This is a genomic window from Pseudomonas maioricensis (genome assembly GCF_022790535.1).
GTDB lineage: Bacteria > Pseudomonadota > Gammaproteobacteria > Pseudomonadales > Pseudomonadaceae > Aquipseudomonas > Aquipseudomonas maioricensis.
On sequence record NZ_LOHG01000007.1, the window covers coordinates 16,330 to 38,224 of the forward strand.

Below are 21,895 nucleotides of genomic sequence, written 5' to 3' on the forward strand. Positions count from 1 at the left end.
CGGGAACGCGGTTTTTTCTGTAGGAGTGAGCTTGCTCGCGATAGCGTCAAGGTAGTCGATGAGTAATTGCCGAAATGACGCTATCGCGAGCAAGCTCACTCCTACAGGGATCATGTACATCAAGCAACCCTGTGTTGTTTGACAGAAGTAGCCAAAGGCTGCGAACGGTTCTGAACTGTGTCGCGGCCTTTGCCATCTTCGACTCCAAATGACCAAGCCTGAGAAAATCAGAGCGTAGTGAGAGTGGATATGAGCAAGCGAGCCTTTAACTTCTGCGCAGGTCCTGCTGCGCTTCCTGAAGCTGTTCTGCTGCGTGCCCAGGCGGAACTACTGGACTGGCATGGCAAAGGCCTGTCCGTCATGGAGATGAGCCATCGCAGTGATGAATTCACCTCCATCGCCAACAAGGCTGAGCAGGATCTGCGTGACCTGCTGACGATTCCCTCGAACTACAAAGTTCTGTTTCTGCAGGGTGGCGCGAGCCAGCAATTTGCTCAGATCCCCCTGAATTTGCTGCCGGAAAACGGCTCTGCCGACTATATCGATACCGGTATCTGGTCGCAGAAGGCTATCGAAGAAGCTTCGCGTTATGGTCACGTGAATGTGGCTGCCAGCGCCAAGCCCTACGATTACTTCGCTATCCCGGGTCAGAACGAGTGGAAGCTGTCCAAGGATGCTGCCTACGTTCATTACGCCCCGAACGAAACCATCGGTGGCCTGGAATTCGACTGGATTCCAGAAACCGGTGATGTGCCGCTGGTAGCTGACATGTCTTCGGACATTCTGTCCCGTCCGGTAGACGTCTCGCGTTTCGGCATGATCTACGCGGGTGCCCAGAAAAACATTGGCCCGAGCGGTATCGTCGTCGTGATCATTCGCGAAGACCTGCTGGGTCGCGCTCGTTCGCTGTGCCCGACCATGCTTAATTACAAGGTCGCAGCCGATAACGGCTCGATGTACAACACGCCGCCGACCCTGGCCTGGTACCTGTCCGGTCTGGTCTTCGAATGGCTGAAAGAGCAGGGTGGCGTTGAGGCCATCGGCAAGCTCAACGAAGTCAAAAAGCGCACGCTTTACGACTTCATTGATGCCAGTGGCCTGTACAGCAACCCGATCAACAAGTCTGACCGGTCGTGGATGAACGTGCCGTTCCGTCTGGCTGATGATCGTCTGGATAAGCCATTCCTGGCTGGCGCTGATGCGCGCGGGCTGCTCAATCTCAAAGGTCACCGTTCGGTCGGTGGCATGCGTGCCTCTATTTATAATGCTGTGGACATCAACGCGATCAATGCGCTGGTGGCTTACATGACAGAGTTCGAGAAGGAACACGGCTAATGTCCGAGCAAGAACTCAAGGCGCTGCGCGTCCGCATCGACAGCCTGGACGAAAAGGTCCTGGAGCTGATCAGTGAGCGCGCACGCTGCGCCCAGGAAGTGGCGCGGGTAAAAATGGCCAACCTGGCTGAAGGCGAAGTGCCGGTGTTTTATCGTCCTGAGCGTGAAGCCCAGGTGCTCAAACGTGTTATGGAGCGCAATCGCGGGCCGTTAAGCAATGAAGAAATGGCGCGTCTGTTTCGCGAAATCATGTCTTCATGCCTGGCGTTGGAGCAACCGTTGAAGGTTGCTTACCTCGGACCTGAAGGTACTTTCACCCAGGCGGCAGCCATCAAGCATTTCGGCAACGCAGTCATCAGTCTGCCGATGGCTGCGATTGATGAAGTGTTCCGTGAAGTGGCTGCCGGTGCGGTGAACTTTGGTGTGGTGCCGGTGGAAAACTCCACCGAAGGTGCGGTCAACCACACGCTGGACAGCTTCCTTGAGCATGACATGGTGATCTGTGGCGAAGTCGAGCTGCGCATCCACCATCATCTGCTGATCGGCGAAAACACCAAGACTGAAAGCATCAGCCGTATCTATTCCCATGCCCAATCGCTGGCCCAGTGCCGCAAATGGCTGGATGCTCATTACCCGAATGTCGAGCGGATCGCGGTTGCCAGCAACGCCGAAGCTGCCAAACGGGTCAAAGGCGAATGGAATTCCGCAGCGATTGCCGGTGACATGAGTGCAAACCTGTACGGTTTGACGCGCATCGCTGAAAAAATCGAAGACCGTCCGGACAACTCCACCCGGTTCCTGATCATAGGCAGTCAGGAAGTCCCGCCGACGGGTGATGACAAAACTTCGATCATTGTCTCGATGAGCAACAAGCCGGGTGCGCTACACGAGCTGCTGGTGCCTTTCCATGAGAACGGCCTGGATCTGACGCGCATCGAGACTCGGCCTTCGCGAAGTGGCAAGTGGACTTACGTGTTCTTCATCGACTTTGTGGGGCACCACCGAGATCCATTGGTCAAAGCGGTGCTGGAGCGGATCAGTCAGGAAGCGGTGGCGCTCAAGGTGTTGGGTTCGTATCCGAAAGCGGTTCTCTGAGGATTGAGCCGATACCTGTAGGAGCTCACAAGCAACGCGAGGCAGCGATAGCGGTGTATCAGACAGGACGCCATCGCTGCCTCGCGGTGCTCGTGAGCTCCTACGGATAATTGTTCCAATTCAGTAGATTGCATTTGTTGATAAGAGGTTAGCGACACATGACTGGCGACTTCCTCGCACTGGCTCAGCCGGGCGTGCAAAAACTTTCGCCTTATGTTCCAGGCAAGCCTGTGAGCGAACTGGCACGCGAGTTGGGCATCGATCCGGCAAAGATCATCAAGCTGGCCAGTAACGAAAATCCATTGGGTCCTAGCCCTAAGGCGCTGGCTGCAATTCGTGACGAGCTGGCAGAACTGACGCGTTACCCGGATGGCAATGGGTTTGAGCTGAAAAAACGCCTTGCCGCGCGTTGTGGTGTGCAAATCGAGCAAGTGACATTGGGTAACGGCTCCAATGACATTCTTGAGTTGGTCGCCCGTGCATACCTTGCGCCCGGGCTGAACGCGGTGTTCAGTGAATTCGCTTTCGCGGTGTATCCGATTGTCACCCAGGCCATCGGCGCAACGGCTCGTGTCACGCCCGCCAAGGATTGGGGGCATGATTTACCCGCAATGCTGGCAGCTATCGATAACGATACCCGCGTGGTGTTCATCGCTAATCCGAACAACCCGACCGGGACCTGGTTTGGCCCGCAGGCGTTGAGTGAGTTCCTTGCTGCCGTGCCGGAGCATGTGCTGGTGGTGCTGGACGAGGCGTACATCGAGTATGCCCACGGTGCCGACTTGCCCGATGGCCTCGATTACCTGGCTGATTATCCGAATCTGCTGGTCTCGCGCACGTTCTCCAAAGCCTACGGGCTGGCCTCGTTGCGGGTCGGCTACGCCCTGTCGTCCCCGGCAGTCGCGGACGTGCTTAATCGGGTTCGACAACCCTTCAACGTCAACAGCTTTGCGCTGGCTGCGGCATGCGCTGCTCTGGACGACGTTGAGTACGTGACCAAGAGTCGCCAGTTGAACGAAGTCGGCATGGAGCAGATTGAGGGTGGCTTGCGTTTACTTGGGTTGAGCTGGATTCCATCCAAAGGCAATTTCATTGCCATCGATCTTGGACGTGAAAGCGCTCCGGTTTATCAGGGGCTGCTGCGCGAAGGGGTGATTGTTCGCCCGGTCGCTGGCTACGGTATGCCCAATCATTTGCGTGTGAGTATCGGTTTGTTAGAAGAAAACACTCGTTTCCTTGAGGCGTTGGCCAAGGTTCTGGCGCGTGATTGATGTCATCTCAGTGAAACCAATCCAGCCTATTATTCGGCGCTTGGTGGTCGTGGGGCTTGGCCTGATTGGCGGGTCTTTCGCCAAAGGCATTCGTGAAAGTGGCGTGTGTGGCGAGGTAGTCGGCGTTGATCTCGATCCCCAGTCACGCAAGCTGGCCGTCGAGCTGGGTGTTGTGGATCGCTGTGAAGCGGATCTGGCTGTGGCGTGCCGTGATGCTGATGTGATTCAGCTCGCTGTTCCGATTCTCGCGATGGAAAAAGTCCTGGCGTTGCTGGCGACCTTTGACCTGGGCGACGCAGTGCTGACCGATGTTGGCAGTGCCAAAGGCAATGTGGTTCGAGCTGCGCGTCTGGCGTTCGGCGCAATGCCCCCGAGGTTCGTTCCTGGGCATCCAATTGCCGGGTCCGAACAGAGCGGCGTCGAAGCTTCCAATGCGCAGTTGTTCAAACGACACAAAGTAATACTCACGCCATTACCCGAGACTGATCCTGAGGCTCTGGCGGTGGTCGATCGACTCTGGTCCGAACTGGGTGCTGACGTGGAACACATGGAGGTCGAACGTCACGATGAGGTGCTGGCGGCAACCAGTCATCTGCCTCATCTGTTGGCGTTCGGGCTGGTGGATTCGTTGGCCAAGCGTAACGAAAATCTCGACATCTTCCGCTATGCAGCAGGCGGTTTTCGCGACTTCACGCGCATTGCGGGTAGCGATCCGGTGATGTGGCATGACATCTTTCTGGCCAACCGCGAGGCGGTTCTGCGCACACTCGATACCTTTCAAGCTGACCTGTATTCGCTGCGTGAGGCCATGGTCGCGGGCGATGGTCGTCAGTTGCTCGGGGTGTTTACCCGTGCAAGGGTGGCGCGCGAGCATTTCGGCAAGATTCTTGCGCGGCGAGCTTACGTAGAGCCAGCAGCGGCGGAGGATATGGTGTTTCTGGCCAGTCCTGGCGGTAGCGTGTCAGGCCGGGTGCGCGTGCCGGGCGACAAGTCCATCTCTCATCGTTCGATCATGCTGGGCTCGCTGGCTGAAGGGGTCACGGAAGTTGACGGTTTTCTTGAGGGCGAGGATGCACTGGCGACACTGCAAGCATTCCGCGACATGGGCGTGGTTATTGAGGGTCCGCACCATGGCCGTCTGACGATTCACGGCGTTGGCCTGCAGGGTCTCAAATCTGCACCTGGGCCGATTTATTTAGGCAACTCCGGTACGTCGATGCGTCTGCTGGCGGGTTTACTGGCTGCGCAAAGTTTCGACAGTACCCTGACCGGTGACGCTTCGCTGTCACGGCGTCCGATGGGGCGAGTTGTTGAGCCGTTGCGGGCTATGGGCGCAGTGATTGAAACCGCCGCAGAAGGGCGTCCGCCTTTGAAGATCAAGGGGGGGGAAACGCTCAATGGCCTGACCTATAACATGCCGATCGCCAGCGCTCAGGTCAAATCTTCACTGCTGTTGGCGGGGCTTTATGCCCACGGTATAACTACAGTGACCGAGCCAGCCCCGACGCGTGATCATACTGAGCGTATGCTGCGTGGCTTCGGTCATCCGGTGGACGTTGACGGGCCGAAAGTCTCGTTGTCTTCAGGCTCCGGATTGACGGGTGCGCGTATTGAAGTGCCTGCCGATATTTCCTCCGCCGCGTTCTTTATGGTGGCAGCTTCCATTGCCGAGGGTTCCGACCTTCTGCTTGAGCATGTCGGTATCAACCCGACACGTACCGGTGTTATCGAGATTCTGCGTCTGATGGGCGCGGACATTACGCTGGAAAATCAGCGTGAGGCGGGGGGCGAACCGGTGGCTGATGTGCGTGTGCGGTCTGCGCCGCTCAAGGGTATCGAGATTCCCGAGGCGTTGGTGCCGTTGGCGATTGATGAGTTTCCGGTGCTCTTTGTGGCGGCTGCCTGTGCCCAGGGGCGCACAGTGCTGCGTGGCGCGCAGGAGCTGAGAGTCAAGGAGTCAGATCGTATTCAGGCCATGGCCGACGGTCTGCTGGCGCTCGGCGTCAGTGTCGAGCCCACGCCGGACGGTATTATTATTGAGGGTGGTCAGATTGTTGGTGGTGTCGTGCACGCTCATGGCGATCACCGTATTGCGATGGCATTCAGTGTTGCGGCGTTGCGTGCCAGCGCGCCGATTCAGATCCATGATTGTGCGAACGTCGCTACGTCGTTCCCAAATTTTCTCGCGCTTAGCGCTCAAGTCGGCATGCGTGTAGCGCAAGAGGGGCAGTTGTGAAAACTCAAGCACCGGTTATTACCATTGATGGACCTAGCGGTTCGGGGAAGGGCACAGTTGCAGGGTTGCTGGCAAAGCGACTTGGCTGGTGTCTGCTCGATTCAGGCGCGCTGTATCGTTTGCTGGCGTTTGCTGCCCGCAACCACGGCGTGGACCTGACCAATGAAGAAGCCTTGAAGCTGTTGGCTGCACATCTGGATGTGCAGTTCGAAACCGGCACTGAAGGTCAGGAGCAGCGGATCATTCTCGAGGGTGAGGATGTCACTCACTCGATTCGTAACGAGCAGATTGGCAGTGGCGCCTCGCAGGTTGCTTCATTGCCTGCGGTGCGTGATGCATTGCTGCAGCGTCAGCGTGCTTTTCAGGAAGAGCCGGGCCTTGTCGCAGACGGTCGCGACATGGGAACCGTGGTTTTTCCGGATGCTCCGCTGAAGATATTCCTCACCGCCAGCGCCGAAGAACGTGCCCGTCGACGTTACTTGCAGTTGAAGGCCAAGGGGGATGATGTTAGTCTGTCGAGTCTGCTAGATGAGATAAGTGCCCGCGACGAGCGAGACACCCAGCGAGCGGTAGCTCCGCTCAAGCCAGCGCAAGACGCTATTCAGCTGGATTCAACCGAATTATCCATCGAGCAGGTGCTTGAACGCATTCTGAGTGAAATCGCGCTTCGCGATATCACCGGGTGACAAAGAAGCGTGTGGGAGACCAGAAATAGTCCCGCAGGCTTTCTTTTACTTGAACGAAACCCACGTTGTCTGGAGCGTGGCAGATGGGCGTATCCTTCGCCCTTGATCAACAGGAATTAAAATGAGCGAAAGCTTTGCAGAACTTTTTGAAGAAAGCCTAAAGACCCTCAACCTTCAGGCCGGTTCGATCATCACCGCTATCATCGTTGATATCGATTACCAGGCAGGCTGGGTGACGGTTCACGCCGGTCTGAAATCTGAAGGCCTGATCCCGCTGGAACAGTTCCACAACGACGCTGGCGATCTGACCATCAAGATCGGCGACGAAGTTCACGTTGCTCTGGACGCGGTAGAAGACGGCTTTGGCGAAACCAAGCTGTCCCGCGAAAAAGCCAAGCGTGCCGAGTGCTGGATTGTTCTGGAAGCGGCTTTCGCAGCTGAAGAAGTGGTCAAGGGCGTTATCAACGGTAAGGTTAAAGGCGGCTTCACTGTCGACGTTAACGGCATCCGTGCGTTCCTGCCTGGTTCTTTGGTCGACGTTCGCCCTGTGCGCGACACGACTCACCTGGAAGGCAAAGAGCTCGAGTTCAAGGTCATCAAGCTGGATCAGAAGCGCAACAACGTTGTTGTTTCGCGTCGCAGCGTGCTGGAAGCCGAGAACAGTGCCGAGCGCGAAGCTCTGCTCGAGTCCCTGCAGGAAGGTCAACAAGTCAAAGGTATCGTCAAGAACCTCACCGATTACGGCGCATTCGTCGATCTGGGTGGCGTCGATGGCCTGCTGCACATCACCGACATGGCCTGGAAGCGCATCAAGCATCCATCGGAAATCGTCAATGTTGGCGATGAGATTGATGTAAAAGTGCTGAAGTACGATCGCGAGCGCAATCGTGTTTCCCTGGGTCTGAAGCAACTGGGCGAAGACCCATGGGTTGCTATCAAGGCTCGTTACCCAGAAAGCACTCGCGTAACTGCGCGTGTTACCAACCTGACCGACTACGGCTGCTTCGCAGAGCTGGAAGAAGGCGTGGAAGGTCTGGTACACGTTTCCGAAATGGACTGGACCAACAAAAACATCCACCCTTCGAAAGTCGTACAAGTCGGCGACGAAGTGGAAGTTATGGTTCTGGACATCGACGAAGAGCGTCGTCGTATCTCCCTCGGCATCAAGCAGTGCAAATCTAACCCATGGGAAGATTTCTCTGGCCAGTTCAACAAGGGCGATAAAATCTCCGGCACCATCAAGTCGATCACCGATTTCGGTATCTTCATTGGTCTGGATGGCGGCATCGACGGTCTGGTTCACCTGTCCGACATCTCTTGGAACGAAGTGGGCGAAGAAGCCGTACGTCGCTTCAAGAAGGGCGACGAGCTCGACACCGTGATCCTGTCTGTTGATCCAGAGCGTGAGCGTATCTCGCTGGGCATCAAGCAGCTGGAAAGCGATCCGTTCTCCGAGTACGTCACTGTCAATGACAAAGGCGCAATCGTTCGCGGTATCGTTAAAGAAGTTGACGCCAAAGGCGCCATCATCACTCTGGCCGACGACATCGAAGCTTCCCTGAAAGCCTCCGAAATCAGCCGTGACCGCGTTGAAGACGCGCGTAACGTTCTGAAAGAAGGCGAAGAGATCGAAGCCAAGATCATCAGCGTTGACCGCAAGAGCCGCGTGATCAGCTTGTCCATCAAGTCGAAAGACGTTGAAGACGAGAAAGAAGCGATCCAAAGCCTGCGTAGCAAGCCAGAAGCCGCTGAAAACACTGGTCCTACCACTCTTGGTGACCTGTTGCGTGCACAAATGGAAAAGCAGAACTAAGTTCTGACTGACCATTAGAAAAAGGGCGACTTCGGTCGCCCTTTTTTGTGGGCGCAATTTGACCTTGGGTAGTCTGCATGACTTGTATTTCGGGGGTTGGCGCTTATGAGTGGATATCCCTCCATTGGAAGAGCAGCACATAAGTCAATACGCAGGCTATTAAATTTTATCCGGTCATGCTAAAACCTTCGGAGCGCTTATCTAGCTGCTTGAAAAAGAAGGGAAAAATATGACGAAGTCGGAGTTGATCGAACGAATTGTCACCCATCAAGGGCTGCTCTCATCGAAGGATGTCGAGCTGGCTATCAAGACTATGCTTGAGCAGATGTCCCAATGCCTGGCGACAGGCGACCGGATTGAAATACGGGGCTTCGGTAGCTTCTCACTCCACTATCGTGCGCCGCGTGTGGGGCGTAATCCGAAAACTGGCCAGTCGGTGAGTCTCGACGGCAAGTTCGTTCCTCATTTCAAGCCAGGGAAAGAACTTAGGGATCGTGTAAACGAAGATGAAGAGCACGATGATTGATTGTGCGTAGGGGGAAGGTATAAATGCTCAACCTGAAGCGTATGCTGTTTGCGTTGTTGCTGTTAGCGGTCGCTGCAGTCGTAGTGTTTTTTGTGCTGGAGAACCGGCAATCGGTTGTTCTGGTGTTGTTCGGTTGGTCGGCTCCTGCGGTGCCATTGGCGATCCCGGTACTGGTGGCTTTGCTCCTTGGGTTGGGTATTGGGCCCGTTTTGGGGGCTTATGTTGCACTGAGATCCAGGCGTCGTCTGCGCAGATCGAGCATCTGAATTAATTTTTCCTGACTGTCGCCGCTACTCGATATTTTCGGATATTTCGTACAGCGCTGGTCGAAGCATCCTAGATTCATCCGTGGTTTTTTATGGGGTAATGACGCCCCTCAAAAACACCATGGAGCGAGCAGGTGCGCATCTCATATCCCTTCATTTCCCATCATGGCGCTGTTCAAGGCGTCACGGGCTCCTGCCATCAGCTTCATCTTGATCCTGCGCAAAGTCTTCTAGTCGATTGCGGGCTGCATTTGGGGCTTGATGCAAGATCTGCCGACTCGTCGCGTATAGACTTTCCCACTGCGGGAATTACCGCGTTACTAGTCACTCATGTTCATCTGGATCATGTCGGGCGTATCCCTGATCTCATCGCAGCAGGTTACCGGGGGCCAATCCTGTGCAGCGAGCCTTCCGCGTTATTGCTTCCTTTGGTGCTCGAGGATGCGTTGAAAGTCGAGGGAGGTCGTGAGCCGAACGTAATCGATCAATATCTTCGCCATATTCGCAACGTGATTGTGCCGATCCCGTTCGGGCAATGGCACAGCCTGATTCTTGATGATGAGCTTACCTGTCGGGTCCGGTTGCAGCGTGCCGGGCATCTCCTTGGGTCGGCCTATGTAGAGTGCGACGTCTCATATCCTCTGCAAAGTCGAGATCAAAGGGTGGTTTTTTCAGGAGATGTCGGTGCGTCTCCAAATCCGTTGTTACGTGAGCCTTGTTCGCCGGAGCGAGCCGATATTCTCGTGCTGGAAAGCACTTACGGCGACAGGCTGCATGCGGACCGGTCAACGCGGCAGCAGCGTCTGGAGCAAGTGATAGATCGGGCGCTGGCTGATCAGGGAACAGTCCTGATCCCCGCGTTCAGCATCGGCCGTACTCAAGAGCTTCTGTTCGAGATCGAGGACATTCTGCATCGCAAATCGTTGCTGCTCGGCGAGACAGATGAGGATGGGGCGCAGGAGGCGTTTTCACCAATCGATTGGCCTCAGCTCCCCGTGATTCTCGATTCGCCCTTGGCAAACAGGTTCACGCAGGCGTATCGCGACATGAACCAGTACTGGAATGACTCTGCGCAGCAAAGGCTGGCCGGGCATCGCAACCCATTGAAGTTCAAGCAACTCATCAGTATCGAAAGCCACCAACAGCACCAGCAGGTAGTGAACTATCTGAAGAGTACCGGTCGGCCTGCAATCGTCATTGCGAGTAACGGCATGTGTTCCGGCGGACGCATCGTTAACTACCTCAAAGCCATGTTGGGAGATCCCCGGCACGAAATAGTCTTTACCGGCTACCAGGCCAAAGGCACCCCCGGAGCGGTTATTCAGGCGAGTGAGGGGGCTGAAGGCTTTGTGAAGATTGATCTGGATGGCGAGATGTACGAAATCAAGGCAAAGATCGCGACGGTGGGCGGATATTCGGCCCATGCGGACCAAGCGGGACTGGTGGATTTTGTAATGGGTATGAGTGAGTTGCCTGGACGTGTGGTGTTGGTCCATGGCGAAGACAGGGCGAAGCGCAGCCTTGCGGCAAAGTTGGAGTTTCACGGTCGCGAGCGTGGGGTTGAGTTGGAGGTGGTAGTGCCAGCATAACGGCTAAATCTATGCATGCTCGTTGCGCTGTGTATCGGATTGGTAAGTAAGTCTAAGTGCTCGGTGTAGAGCTGAAGATGGTTTGTGCAAGTCGCGGAAAAAGCTCAAGGGTCGCGATTGTCGAATTTGAATTTCGCCCGCATTTGCGGTCAGGTGGCGATTAGGAAGATTGCGAATTATGAGAAGTGAAGATAAGTACTCCGGTGAGGAGGATGTGGGATTTTTCGATTTGATGGTAAGTCTTTTTGCAAGAAAGACTCTTGTAGCGGGTATAGCTTTTCTAGCGATCATCGTTTCGATGGCTTATGTATTTTTAAAACAACCGATTTACGAAGCTAAGCTCTTTATTCATCCGCCTTCGCAAAATGATATCTCCTCTCTGAACTACGGTCGTGGCGAGTCAAGTGGTTTGAGGATGCTGGGAATAGAGGATGTATACGCTGTTTTTGTGCAAACTCTGCAATCTGAGTCGGCACGATACGATTACTTCAGGGCCGTTGTTGTGCCTGCATTGGGCGATGATCAAAGTAAAGGGTTCACGAGCGAGATGTTCAAAAGCTTCAATAAAACCCTCACAGTGGCAATGCCATCCAAGGATTCTCCGCAAGTCTACGTCGTGACCCTGGAGCATTCAGATCCAGAAAAGGCTGCTCGGTGGGTTTCAGAGTTTGTGGCGCTCGTTGCGCAGCGTGCAAGCCGAGAGATAATCAAGAGTGTTCAAAGTGATGCGGAGCTGAAAGCAAATAACCTGGATCAGCAGGTTTCGAGCGGTCAGGAAAGCGCTCGAAACCAGCGAGAGGACCGCATTGCTCGTCTGACGGAGGCGTTGGCTATTGCGCGATCAATCGGTATGGAGAGGCCAGTGCGTTTCTTTGGACCAACTGCAAATGGGCGCCCCTCGGAGGCTGATGGTGTTCTGGCATATATGCGGGGAACGAGAGCGTTGGAGGCAGAGATTCAAAATCTGCAGGAGCGCCCTTCGGATGACCCTTTCATTGGGGATTTACGTCATAAGCAATCACTGTCGAAATTTTATCGTCAGCTGAAAATTGATCCTGCCGGGATTTCCGTTTATCGCCAGGACGGAAATATTGAGTTGCCCCACGAGCCTGTTAAGCCGAGGGCTGCGCTTATTATTCTTCTGGGTGGAGTCATCGGTCTGATCGTAGGAATCCTTATCGCTGTCATTCTTGATTTCTTGGACGTTCGAGCTTCGAAGAGGGAGGAGAGTTTTGCCGATCAGAGGTAGATTTAGGCTCTTTCGTTTAATGAGCGGCCCCCATCAACCCTAGGCTTTCATCGTCCCAGCGAGCAGCTTTTTGAGTAGGGTGATCGCTTTTCCCGGTCCATGAGGTTCAGAGAGCGTGGCATCCGCGCCAAGAAGTGGCACAATCTCGGAAATATCATCGCGTGGCTAAGCTTGACCTCCAGTCTTGAGCTGCGGTTCTTTTTATTTTGTTTTACCACGACTCAGTTCGCTGGGGTGGGCACGTTAGGGGTTGGAAGATGACTACCGTTTTAGTTACGGGTGCTGATGGCTTCATTGGCTCGCATTTGACCGAGTTGCTCGTGCGTGAAGGCTATAAGGTCAAGGCGCTTTCTCAGTACAACTCGTTCAACTATTGGGGATGGCTTGAGGATGTGGATTGTTCACGAATCGAAGTCCTCAACGGTGATGTGAGGGATCCCCATTACTGCAAGCACATCACTAAAGATGTTGATATCGTTTTTCATTTGGCCGCGCTAATCGCTATTCCCTATTCTTACGTGGCCCCTGATAGCTACGTGGACACTAACGTGAAGGGTACGCTGAATATCTGCCAGGCAGCCCTTGAAAACGGCGTTAAGCGGGTTATTCATACGTCGACCAGTGAAGTTTATGGTACTGCGCAATATGTGCCGATTGACGAAAAGCATCCGCTGCAGGCGCAGTCACCCTACAGCGCGTCAAAAATAGGCGCAGATGCCATGGCGATGAGTTTTTTTAACGCCTTTGACCTCCCCTTGACTATCGCGCGTCCATTCAATACCTACGGTCCTCGGCAGTCTGCCCGCGCGGTCATCCCGACCATCATCAGCCAGATTGCCAGTGGGCAAAAACAGATCAAGCTCGGCGACGTCACGCCGACCCGTGATTTCAATTATGTGGCAGACACATGCCGAGGTTTTCTGGAACTCGCGCGCTGCGATCAGGCCATTGGCGAGACAGTCAACATTGGCTCCAATTTTGAAATCTCAGTGGGCGATACCCTCGATTTGATCCGGAAGTTGATGGGCAGTGATGTCGAGTTTCTGACCGATGACCAGCGCATGCGGCCTGGCAAATCAGAGGTCTTCCGGCTGTGGTGCGATAACGCCAAGATTCATGCTTTGACTGGTTTCACGCCGGCCTACGACATCGAGCGAGGGTTGCAGGAGACCATTAACTGGTTCACCCGCCCTGAGAATCTCGCCAAATATAAAGCCGATATTTACAACGTCTGAGGTGCTCGATGTACCAGTCCCTTGTCTCATTCATTCGCGAGCAGTATTCCAGCAATGAATTTATCCCTCTTCATGCTCCGGTGTTCGCGGGGAATGAACAGGAGTACGTTGCGGAAACCATTAAATCGACCTTCGTTTCGAGTGTCGGCGCATTCGTAGATCGATTCGAGCACGATATGCAGCTCTATACCGGTAGCCCTCGAGCCGTGGCGACTGTCAACGGTACGGCGGCGCTACATGTGGCGTTGCTTTTGGCTGGGGTTGAGCGTGGCGATCTTGTTATTACCCAGTCGCTGACATTTGTCGCGACGTGCAACGCTATTGCCTATTGTGGCGCTGAGCCAGTTTTTGTGGATGTGGACCGACACACGTTGGGCCTTTCGCCTCTCGCATTGGAGACTTGGCTGGAGTCTGAAGCTTTCCTTGATTCCGATGGTGGTTGCAGATTGCGCAAGAATGGCCAGCCGATCCGCGCATGTTTACCAATGCATACCTTTGGACACCCGGCGGATCTGAATGGCCTGGTTTCAGTTTGCGCAAAGTGGGGGCTTGCGCTTGTTGAGGACGCTGCAGAATCTCTTGGGAGCCTTTACAGCGGTCGCCACACCGGTACGTTTGGGCTTGTCGGGACCCTCAGTTTCAACGGAAACAAGATCATCACTACAGGTGGCGGGGGCATGATACTTGCCGATGAGGTGTTAGGTAGCAAAGCCAAGCACCTGACTACCACCGCGAAGCAGCCCCACCCCTATGAGTATGTACATGACGAAATTGGATACAACTACCGCCTGCCGAATCTGAACGCCGCACTTGGCTGTGCTCAGTTAGAACAGCTGGAGGGCTTTGTCGCGGCCAAGCGTTCATTGGCGCATGCCTACGCGGAAGAGCTTGCTGGCAGTGCGTTGCAATTTGTCATTGAGCCCGACGGATGTCGTTCAAACTATTGGCTCAATGCTGTTGTCTGCGAGGATCCATCGCAGCGGGACGAGCTGTTGAAATTTACCAATGAAAAGGGTGTCATGACGCGTCCGATCTGGACGCTAATGAATCGATTGAAGGCTTACGAGCATTGTTTGCAAGGCGATCTTAGTAATGCGCAGTGGCTCGAGTCTCGCGTCGTTAATCTTCCCAGTAGTGTTTCTGAGCGGGAAGCATAATGGCGCGCAGAGTTGCAGTTTTCACAGGAACCCGAGCTGAATATGGTCTACTTTACTGGCTTATGTCGGAAGTCAGGCAGGATCCAGCTCTTGAACTGCAGACTATTGTAGGTGGCATGCACCTGTCGCCGGAGTTTGGTGAAACCTGGCGTCTGGTCGAGAGTGATGGATTCACTATCGATGCCAAGGTCGAAATGCTGCTGTCGTCGGATACTGCCGTCGGGGTGGTGAAGTCAATGGGGCTTGGTGCCATTGGTTTTGCTGACGCCCTTGATCGTTTGCGGCCCGATGTGCTGGTTGTATTGGGAGACAGGTTCGAAGCGTTGAGCATTGCCCAGGCCGCTTTGGTCATGCGTATCCCTATCGCTCATTTACATGGTGGCGAGCTAACTGAGGGAGCTTACGATGACGGCATCAGGCATGCGTTGACAAAAATGGCTTACCTGCATTTCGTTGCCGCTCAGCCCTATAAGGCCAGAGTGATACAGATGGGTGAGGCTCCTGAACGTGTATTCAATGTCGGTGCGGTGGGACTGGATCACCTCAAGCGCACTCCATTGATGTCGCTGGAGGAACTTGGCGAAAGTCTTGGTTTTGACCTTCGTCCACCTTTTCTGCTGGTCACATACCATCCGGTTACTCTGGCCAATGAAGACCCTGTGGGGAGCTTCATGAATATTCTGAGTGCTTTGGACCAATTCACGGATTACCAGATAATTATCACTTACCCCAATGCTGACAACGGCGGTCGAGCAATCATTCCTGTGTTGGAGGCCTACGCGGCCGCACGGCCAGATCAGGTTCTGGCCATTCCTTCCCTTGGGTTTCGTCGTTATTTGAGCGTTGTAAAGCTAGCAGGTGCGGTGGTCGGCAACTCGTCCAGTGGCATCATAGAGGTGCCGTCCTTTCACGTACCTACGGTAAATGTGGGTGTCCGCCAGGCAGGTCGCTTGTGCGCTGACTCTGTCCTCCATTGCGCTGCAACCGTGGAGGGCGTTACTCAGGCGCTCGATACAGCCCTAAGCGCTGACTTCTCAGCCTTATGCAACTCCGCAGTAAATCCTTATGGAGAGGGTGATGCCGCGCGTAGCATTGTCGAGGTGCTCAGCACTTGCGATCTTGGGGTACAAAAGACCTTCCATGACTTGAGCTGACAAATGAATACACAGAATAAAGATGCGGTCTACATTATCGCCGAGGCAGGCGTTAATCATAACGGCGATAGAGAACGAGCATTCGAGCTTGTGGATATCGCTGCCGACGCGGGAGCGGATGCGGTCAAGTTTCAGACTTTTGACGCCCGTAAGCTGGCGTCGGTCAAAGCGCCGAAAGCCGGTTATCAAAAGCGGACAACTGATCAGTCCGAGAGTCAGCTCGAGATGCTCAAAAAGCTTGAGCTTCCTCGAGAGTGGCATCGTGATCTTTTAATTCATGCCAATAAGCGTGGGATCGACTTTCTGAGCACTGCATTTGATGGTGATAGTCTCGATTTTCTGGCCACTTTGAAAATTCCTTTATTTAAAGTCCCTTCTGGGGAGTTGACTAATGGCCCGCTGCTTTGGAAGTTCGCTCGTACAGGGTTACCACTGGTCTTGTCCACTGGCATGGCTACATTGAGTGAGGTCGAACAAGGTCTGGCGATAATTGCCCATGCCAAGGGGCATGAGCGAGAGCCTGCAAGTATGGAGGAGGTCTGGAAGTACTGGAGTCAACCAGACGCCCAGAAGCTCCTGGTGGATTCTGTAACGTTGCTTCATTGCACTTCGCAGTACCCAACACCATTGGAGGAAGTTAACCTGCGTGCGATGGATACCCTCAAGCATGCCTTTGGGCTTGCGGTTGGCTATTCCGATCATACGGAGGGGTTGCTGGTACCCGTAGCTGCCGTAGCGCGTGGTGCAAAAGTGATAGAGAAGCATTTTACGACGGATAGATCCCTGCCGGGACCAGATCACAAGGCATCTCTTGAACCCGCCGAGCTCAGGGAAATGGTTAGTCGTATCCGCGCCCTGGAAAAAATTCTGGGGGATGGGAGAAAGGCGCCACATCCCACTGAATGGGATACGCGTCTGGCGGCGAAACAACAAGTAGTGGCCGCGCGCGCAATTCCGGCGGGACAAACCTTTGTCCGTGATGACCTCACCACTGCGCGTTGCGGTGCAGGTCTGCCAGCCGTTTTGTTATGGGAAAAAATTGGCTGTCCTGCAAGCAGAGCTTATGAGCCTGGCGAGATTATCGAATGATCTTGTCGCGCAATCACGAGGCACCTCTGCCGGTGATCATTATGGGTGCTGGCGGGCACGCAAAGGTATTACTTTCATTGCTTCACTCTTTACGGGCTGAAGTTGCTGGTGTGTGTGACCCTGCATTAGGCGCTGATAAAGGGGGAGTGTGGAGGGGGATCCCGATTTTAGGCGGTGATGAGGCCTTGCAGAGTGTGAATCCTTCTGAGGTACTGCTCGTCAATGGTCTTGGGCAACTGGTACACGGGACTCGTAGGCAGAAACTGTATGAAGCGTTGATCGCGCGGGGATTCACTCTTCCCTCGGTGATCCATCCTGCGGCCTGGGTCGATCATACGGCGTATCTGGATGATGGCGTGCAGGTCATGGCTGGGGCGATTATTCAGGCCGATGCTCGTATAGGCAGTAACTCGATCATAAATACCGGGGCTGTAATCGACCATGACTGTATAATCGGTCGTCATGCGCACATTGCCCCTTCCTCTGTGCTTTGCGGCAGCGTATCTGTTGGTGATGGAAGTTTCATCGCTGCCGGTGCTACCGTAATTCAAGGCATCGCAATTGGGGAGCTAGCTGTAGTGGGCGCTGGCGTCACTGTCGTCAGAGATATTCCAGATGGACAGGTCATTCTGGGGGCGCCCGTACGAATCAAGGAATCGAGACATAATGTTCAGCCGAAGAAATCATGAAGCCAGTTGATAATCAGTTGTGGCGCAGTGTGCTGCTGCCAGCCGGGGCCACTATTCAACAGGCCATCAGCAATCTTGACGAGTCCGGATTACAAATCGTGCTGGTTGTCTGTGCTGAAGGGCGTCTGCAGGGAAGTGTCACTGATGGTGATGTGCGGCGTGCGTTGCTAAAAGGGCTGAAGCTCGAAAGTGCCGTTCAGGACATCATGTTCAAGGCACCGTTGGTTGTGCCGCCGGAAATCGGCCGTGAGATGGTCCTGCATTTGATGCACGCCAACAAAATTCACCAATTGCCGATAGTCGATGCGGAACGTCGCGTCGTCGGATTGCATTTGTGGGATGAGGTAATTGAGCCTGCGAATCGACCAAACACCATGGTGATCATGGCTGGCGGGTTGGGAAAGCGTCTCTTGCCTTTGACCGAAGATTGTCCCAAACCGATGCTACCGGTCGGCGGCAAGCCAATGCTGGAGCGAATCATCGAGCGGGCTAAAAGTGAAGGATTCCGTCGTTTTATCGTCTCCGTACATTATCTTGGCCACATTATCGAAGAGTATTTCGGGAATGGGGAACAGTGGGAGGTAGAAATTCGCTACCTCCATGAAGAGTCTCCACTTGGGACTGCCGGTGCGATCAGTCTCTTGAATCCTCGCCCGGACGAGCCCTTTGTCGTCACAAATGGTGATGTACTCAGCGACATTCGTTACGGTGAGATGCTTGATTTTCATACTCGTCATGGTGCAAAAGCCACAATGGCGGTTCGTTTGCATGAATGGCAGAACCCTTTCGGTGTAGTGCGCACTGAAGGTATCAACATCATCGGCTTTGATGAAAAGCCCGTGCATCGTACTCATGTCAATGCTGGTATATACGTTCTGGCTCCGACTGTGCTTGATGAACTGATCGCGGGTGAGCAATGTGATATGCCAACGCTGTTCGAGAGAATACAGCGCATGGGGCAGAGCACCATTGCCTATCCGATGCATGAGCCCTGGCTGGATGTCGGCAGGCCTGATGATCTTCAGAAAGCCCGAAGCCAGTACCTGGTTTGAACACGTTTTATGATTGGAGAATGATTTGAAAATTACCCCTAGTTCGTCCACTGATCTGTCCAGATTCTCCAAGCCTGTGGGTGAATTGGAAGTCTTCTACGGACTTCCGCGTGACGTGAAATTTTGCAAAATCTGCAACATGTCTAATCAGCAGCCGATGTCGAGCAACGAGTACGCGCATAGCCATAGCTCGACCAAAACAACGTTGAGCTTTGACGAAGAAGGCGTGTGTCATGCGTGTCGTTTCAACAAGCTCAAGGAAACCGGTGAAATCGACTGGGACGAGCGCGAGCGCGAGTTGCAGGAGCTATGCAACCAGTACCGGAAGTCTGACGGCTCGTACGACTGCATTGTAGGTGGCAGTGGCGGCAAAGACAGTGCCATGCAATCGCACCTGTTGAAATATAAGTACGGTATGAACCCGCTTACCGTTACCTGGTCTCCGCATTTGTATACCGATATCGGCTGGAAGAATTTTCAGAACTGGCTGCATGTCGGCGGTTTCGATAACTTCCTCTATACACCCAACGGTAAAATTCACCGCCTGCTGACGCGTAACGCGACTATTAATCTTCTTCACCCTTTTCAGCCTTTTATTCTCGGGCAAAAGACGTTCGTTGCAAAAATGGCCGCTCAGCTCAATATTCCGCTGATTTTCTACGGGGAAATGCCGGGTGAGTATGGCGAAAAAATCTCCCACAAGACGTCTAGCTATGCTGCTGCCAGCGAGTCAGCAGAAGCTGAAGGTTTCTCGTTGGATTATATTGGCGATACAGATGTAAGGGACATTTATCTAGGCGGCCAGCAGATCGGGAAATACCTGGATGAAGGTGTTCCACTGGTGGATTTGAAAAGTTATTTGCCAATGCCCCCTGATGTTCTGGAGCGCAAAGGGATTGATTTCAAATACTTGGGGTACTACAAAAAGTGGGTGCCGCAGGAAGCTTACTATTATGCCGTTGAGAACACCGGGTTCGAGGCTAATCCAGTCCGGACGGAAGGGACATACTCAAAGTACAACAGCCTCGACGACAAAGTAGATGGCTTCTTCTACTTCACCCGCTGGATCAAATTTGGTGTCGGTCGGACCATGATGGATTCCGCACAGGAAATCCGAAACCATCACATTGACAAGGAAGAAGCGTGCGCGCTCATGCGTCGCTACGAGGGTGAATACCCGGCTCGTTATGAGAAAGAATTCCTGGACTACATCAGCATGGACCGTGAAGAGTTTTTGGCGATCTGCGATCGCTTCCGCTCTCCACACCTCTGGCATGTAGTGGACGGTGAATGGAAGTTGCGTCATACGCCTTGGGATCAGCAAGGGTTTGGTGCATGAGTAATACCCGCCTCATTGCGCGCCTTGATGTCAAAGGCGCCAACCTGATAAAGGGGATTCATCTGGAGGGGCTGAGGATCATCGGCCCCCCTAATGACTTCGCTGCGAAGTACTACGAGCAGGGTATTGACGAGCTTATCTACATGGACTGTGTGGCCAGCCTCTACGGGCGTAACAGCCTTGGCCATTTGATTCAGCAAACGGCAGAGAATGTTTTCATTCCCATGACGGTGGGGGGAGGCGTTCGCTCTGTCGATGATGTTACCCATTTGTTGCGATGCGGTGCTGACAAGGTTGCAGTTAACACTGCGGCGGTGAATCAGCCCGCACTCATTACCGAAATCGCAAGGCGCTTTGGAAGCCAGTGCATGGTTCTTTCCATTGAAGCGAAACGGATGGGCCCTGATCGCTGGGAAGTGTTTACTGACAATGGTCGGGAAAGTACCGGACTTGATGTTGTCGAGTGGGCGGCCAAGGGTATGGCGCTGGGTGCTGGAGAGATTCTGTTGACCTCTGTCGACCAAGAGGGAACCCGCAAAGGCTTTGATCTGCCTCTGGTTCGGGCGGTGAGCAGCGTGGTCGATATCCCGGTAATTGCCAGCGGGGGAATGGGGAAGGCCGATGATATTGTTGCGGCGGTTGCGTCTGGCGCCGATGCTGCTGCCATGGCGGACATCCTGCATTACAACCGCGAATCACTGGCAGATATTCGCCGACAGGTATTAGCGGGTGGAGTAAGAGTGCGTGACTATGAGTAATGTAATCAGCCTGGTTGATTATGGTGTCGGTAATCTTCTTAGCGTACGGCGGGCATTAGAGCATTGCGGCGCCCAGGTTGAGCTCGTCACTACGCCTGAGCAGCTCGCCTGTGCGGGTAAGGTGTTGCTCCCTGGTGTCGGCGCTTACGCTAACGCGATGGCGATATTGTCGGAGCATGGTTTAGCCGACGGTCTGAGAGATTTTTCTCGCACGGGGAATCCGCTGTTGGGTATTTGTCTAGGTATGCAGTTGTTACTCGACAGCAGTACCGAATTTGGTTTTGTTGAAGGACTGGGTTTGATTCCTGGTAGCGTGCTGCCCATTCCTCGCAAGGGTGTGAGCGGAGAGTCCGTGAAAGTACCGAACATAGGTTGGCGCGATCTGCAGCCTGCGTCGGGGCGTGACGGTTGGAATGACACGCTGCTACATGGAACTCAGCGAGAGAACAATGCTGTTTACTTTGTTCACTCGTTTATGGCGGTCCCTGATTCTGACGAGCATCGGGTAGCTGATTGCATGTATGGAGGAGCGCCGGTCGCTGCCGTGATTGAGAATGGCAATGTTTGGGGGGCTCAGTTCCACCCCGAAAAAAGCGGCAAAGTGGGTCTTTCAATGCTCCAAACATTTGTAAACCTCAGATGAATATCCTTGCAGTTGTACCGGCGCGTGGCGGTTCCAAGCGCTTACCTGGCAAGAATATAAAGCTGTTAGGTGGAAAGCCCTTAATCGCCTGGACACTCGAGGCCGCTCTTAGTAGTGGTGAGTTCATTGATGTAGTCGTCACGACGGATGACAGCAACATCGCGAGTGTTGCTGAACAGTTCGGCGGGTCTGTCCCCTATTTGCGGAGTGCTGAGTTAGCAACGGATACCGCTACCAGCTATGACGTGGTGATGGATGTCCTCAAGCACTACGAGGCTATTCATGGGGAGGTTGATGGCGTCATGCTACTTCAACCTACCTCGCCGTTTCGGACCTCTGAGTCGATGAGTTCTGCTGTGCAACTGTTCGTTTCCAGTCGGGCGCCTGTGGTAAGCGTATGCGCAGCGGCAGTTCATCCTGCGTGGACGTTCAAAATTATCGAATCTTCACTCGACCCTTTTCTGGGATGGGACGATGTAGCCCAGAGGTCCCAAGACCTCACGCCAGCCTATACGTTGACGGGATCTCTTTATTTGATTAGTCCGCAGGATCTTCGCCGTCACAAACGATTCTTGATTCCGGGTACGCAGCCACTTGTTACCCGCAGTGGGGCGGAGGCGCTTGATATCGACACTGCTGATGATTGGCAGTTGGCTTTGAATTATCTGGCGTGCATGCGTCCATAGATAATTACGCAAACAGTTGCCGTTAAGT

At 54.0% G+C, this 21,895-nt stretch carries 20 protein-coding genes; all 20 read left to right on the top strand.

The annotated features are described in order from the left end of the window. The first annotated feature begins 249 nt into the window (after nt 1–249). The 20 genes from serC (at nt 250) to AUC61_RS12720 (ending at nt 21,867) form a co-directional block, all read left to right on the top strand. Nucleotides 250–1,335 (top strand): 3-phosphoserine/phosphohydroxythreonine transaminase, encoded by a 1,086-nt coding sequence (gene serC / locus AUC61_RS12625; protein ID WP_243246552.1) that lies wholly within the window; start codon nt 250–252, stop codon nt 1,333–1,335. Further along, a complete protein-coding gene (gene pheA, locus AUC61_RS12630; protein ID WP_027902853.1) occupies nt 1,335–2,429 on the top strand; it encodes a prephenate dehydratase in 1,095 nt (364 codons plus the stop codon). Before serC ends, pheA begins: the two co-directional genes overlap by 1 nt. A 158-nt stretch (nt 2,430–2,587) precedes the next feature. Beyond that, entirely contained in the window at nt 2,588–3,700 is a 1,113-nt protein-coding gene (gene hisC / locus AUC61_RS12635; protein WP_243246553.1) for a histidinol-phosphate transaminase, read from the top strand. Between the two features lie 28 nt (nt 3,701–3,728). Next, nucleotides 3,729–5,936 carry a bifunctional prephenate dehydrogenase/3-phosphoshikimate 1-carboxyvinyltransferase gene (locus tag AUC61_RS12640; protein WP_243246821.1) on the top strand — a complete coding sequence of 736 codons (2,208 nt, stop codon included), beginning with the start codon at nt 3,729–3,731 and terminating at the stop codon, nt 5,934–5,936. Then, a complete protein-coding gene (cmk, locus tag AUC61_RS12645) occupies nt 5,933–6,622 on the top strand; it encodes a (d)CMP kinase (protein WP_122665830.1) in 690 nt (229 codons plus the stop codon). The genes AUC61_RS12640 and cmk overlap by 4 nt, the downstream gene beginning before the upstream one ends. Before the next feature lie 121 nt (nt 6,623–6,743). Continuing rightward, on the top strand, nt 6,744–8,435 hold the full coding sequence (gene rpsA / locus AUC61_RS12650; RefSeq protein ID WP_122665829.1) for a 30S ribosomal protein S1: 1,692 nt from the start codon (nt 6,744–6,746) through the stop codon (nt 8,433–8,435). Between the two features lie 229 nt (nt 8,436–8,664). Then, nucleotides 8,665–8,961: an integration host factor subunit beta gene (gene ihfB / locus AUC61_RS12655; protein WP_122704315.1), complete on the top strand. Its 297-nt coding sequence runs from the start codon at nt 8,665–8,667 to the stop codon at nt 8,959–8,961. A 23-nt stretch (nt 8,962–8,984) separates the two neighbouring features. Further along, nucleotides 8,985–9,227 carry a lipopolysaccharide assembly protein LapA domain-containing protein gene (locus tag AUC61_RS12660; RefSeq protein WP_243246554.1) on the top strand — a complete coding sequence of 81 codons (243 nt, stop codon included), beginning with the start codon at nt 8,985–8,987 and terminating at the stop codon, nt 9,225–9,227. A gap of 140 nt (nt 9,228–9,367) precedes the next feature. Next, nucleotides 9,368–10,816, top strand: coding sequence for an MBL fold metallo-hydrolase RNA specificity domain-containing protein (locus tag AUC61_RS12665; RefSeq protein ID WP_243246822.1), 1,449 nt, complete (start codon nt 9,368–9,370; stop codon nt 10,814–10,816). 178 nt (nt 10,817–10,994) lie between these two features. Continuing rightward, complete coding sequence (locus AUC61_RS12670; protein ID WP_243246555.1) at nt 10,995–12,065, top strand: LPS O-antigen chain length determinant protein WzzB; 1,071 nt, start codon at nt 10,995–10,997, stop codon at nt 12,063–12,065. Between the two features lie 257 nt (nt 12,066–12,322). Beyond that, the gene (locus AUC61_RS12675; RefSeq protein ID WP_243246556.1) at nt 12,323–13,300 is read left to right on the top strand and encodes an NAD-dependent 4,6-dehydratase LegB; all 978 of its coding nucleotides are present in this window, start codon (nt 12,323–12,325) and stop codon (nt 13,298–13,300) included. 8 nt (nt 13,301–13,308) lie between these two features. Next, on the top strand, nt 13,309–14,457 hold the full coding sequence (locus AUC61_RS12680; RefSeq protein WP_243246557.1) for a LegC family aminotransferase: 1,149 nt from the start codon (nt 13,309–13,311) through the stop codon (nt 14,455–14,457). Further along, nucleotides 14,457–15,611: a UDP-N-acetylglucosamine 2-epimerase gene (gene neuC / locus AUC61_RS12685; protein WP_243246558.1), complete on the top strand. Its 1,155-nt coding sequence runs from the start codon at nt 14,457–14,459 to the stop codon at nt 15,609–15,611. Before AUC61_RS12680 ends, neuC begins: the two co-directional genes overlap by 1 nt. 3 nt (nt 15,612–15,614) lie before the next feature. Next, nucleotides 15,615–16,700 carry an N-acetylneuraminate synthase gene (gene neuB, locus AUC61_RS12690; RefSeq protein WP_243246559.1) on the top strand — a complete coding sequence of 362 codons (1,086 nt, stop codon included), beginning with the start codon at nt 15,615–15,617 and terminating at the stop codon, nt 16,698–16,700. Beyond that, a complete protein-coding gene (locus AUC61_RS12695; protein WP_243246560.1) occupies nt 16,697–17,389 on the top strand; it encodes an acetyltransferase in 693 nt (230 codons plus the stop codon). The genes neuB and AUC61_RS12695 overlap by 4 nt, the downstream gene beginning before the upstream one ends. Further along, entirely contained in the window at nt 17,386–18,441 is a 1,056-nt protein-coding gene (locus AUC61_RS12700; protein ID WP_243246561.1) for a nucleotidyltransferase family protein, read from the top strand. The genes AUC61_RS12695 and AUC61_RS12700 overlap by 4 nt, the downstream gene beginning before the upstream one ends. Before the next feature lie 25 nt (nt 18,442–18,466). Further along, a complete protein-coding gene (locus AUC61_RS12705) occupies nt 18,467–19,780 on the top strand; it encodes an N-acetyl sugar amidotransferase (protein WP_243246562.1) in 1,314 nt (437 codons plus the stop codon). Continuing rightward, on the top strand, nt 19,777–20,538 hold the full coding sequence (gene hisF, locus AUC61_RS12710; RefSeq protein WP_243246563.1) for an imidazole glycerol phosphate synthase subunit HisF: 762 nt from the start codon (nt 19,777–19,779) through the stop codon (nt 20,536–20,538). The genes AUC61_RS12705 and hisF overlap by 4 nt, the downstream gene beginning before the upstream one ends. Beyond that, nucleotides 20,531–21,181, top strand: coding sequence for an imidazole glycerol phosphate synthase subunit HisH (gene hisH / locus AUC61_RS12715; protein ID WP_243246564.1), 651 nt, complete (start codon nt 20,531–20,533; stop codon nt 21,179–21,181). Before hisF ends, hisH begins: the two co-directional genes overlap by 8 nt. Continuing rightward, a complete protein-coding gene (locus AUC61_RS12720; RefSeq protein ID WP_243246565.1) occupies nt 21,178–21,867 on the top strand; it encodes an acylneuraminate cytidylyltransferase family protein in 690 nt (229 codons plus the stop codon). The genes hisH and AUC61_RS12720 overlap by 4 nt, the downstream gene beginning before the upstream one ends. Nucleotides 21,868–21,895: the final 28 nt, after the last annotated feature.

Coding starts and splice junctions, on each gene's coding strand:
- AUC61_RS12720 (WP_243246565.1), top strand. CDS start 21,178: ATGAATATCCTTGCAGTTGTACCGGCGCGTGGCGGTTCCAAGCGCTTA.
- AUC61_RS12675 (WP_243246556.1), top strand. CDS start 12,323: ATGACTACCGTTTTAGTTACGGGTGCTGATGGCTTCATTGGCTCGCAT.
- AUC61_RS12670 (WP_243246555.1), top strand. CDS start 10,995: ATGAGAAGTGAAGATAAGTACTCCGGTGAGGAGGATGTGGGATTTTTC.
- AUC61_RS12700 (WP_243246561.1), top strand. CDS start 17,386: ATGAAGCCAGTTGATAATCAGTTGTGGCGCAGTGTGCTGCTGCCAGCC.
- neuB (WP_243246559.1), top strand. CDS start 15,615: ATGAATACACAGAATAAAGATGCGGTCTACATTATCGCCGAGGCAGGC.
- pheA (WP_027902853.1), top strand. CDS start 1,335: ATGTCCGAGCAAGAACTCAAGGCGCTGCGCGTCCGCATCGACAGCCTG.
- AUC61_RS12680 (WP_243246557.1), top strand. CDS start 13,309: ATGTACCAGTCCCTTGTCTCATTCATTCGCGAGCAGTATTCCAGCAAT.
- hisF (WP_243246563.1), top strand. CDS start 19,777: ATGAGTAATACCCGCCTCATTGCGCGCCTTGATGTCAAAGGCGCCAAC.
- serC (WP_243246552.1), top strand. CDS start 250: ATGAGCAAGCGAGCCTTTAACTTCTGCGCAGGTCCTGCTGCGCTTCCT.
- ihfB (WP_122704315.1), top strand. CDS start 8,665: ATGACGAAGTCGGAGTTGATCGAACGAATTGTCACCCATCAAGGGCTG.
- rpsA (WP_122665829.1), top strand. CDS start 6,744: ATGAGCGAAAGCTTTGCAGAACTTTTTGAAGAAAGCCTAAAGACCCTC.
- AUC61_RS12660 (WP_243246554.1), top strand. CDS start 8,985: ATGCTCAACCTGAAGCGTATGCTGTTTGCGTTGTTGCTGTTAGCGGTC.
- neuC (WP_243246558.1), top strand. CDS start 14,457: ATGGCGCGCAGAGTTGCAGTTTTCACAGGAACCCGAGCTGAATATGGT.
- hisC (WP_243246553.1), top strand. CDS start 2,588: ATGACTGGCGACTTCCTCGCACTGGCTCAGCCGGGCGTGCAAAAACTT.
- hisH (WP_243246564.1), top strand. CDS start 20,531: ATGAGTAATGTAATCAGCCTGGTTGATTATGGTGTCGGTAATCTTCTT.
- AUC61_RS12695 (WP_243246560.1), top strand. CDS start 16,697: ATGATCTTGTCGCGCAATCACGAGGCACCTCTGCCGGTGATCATTATG.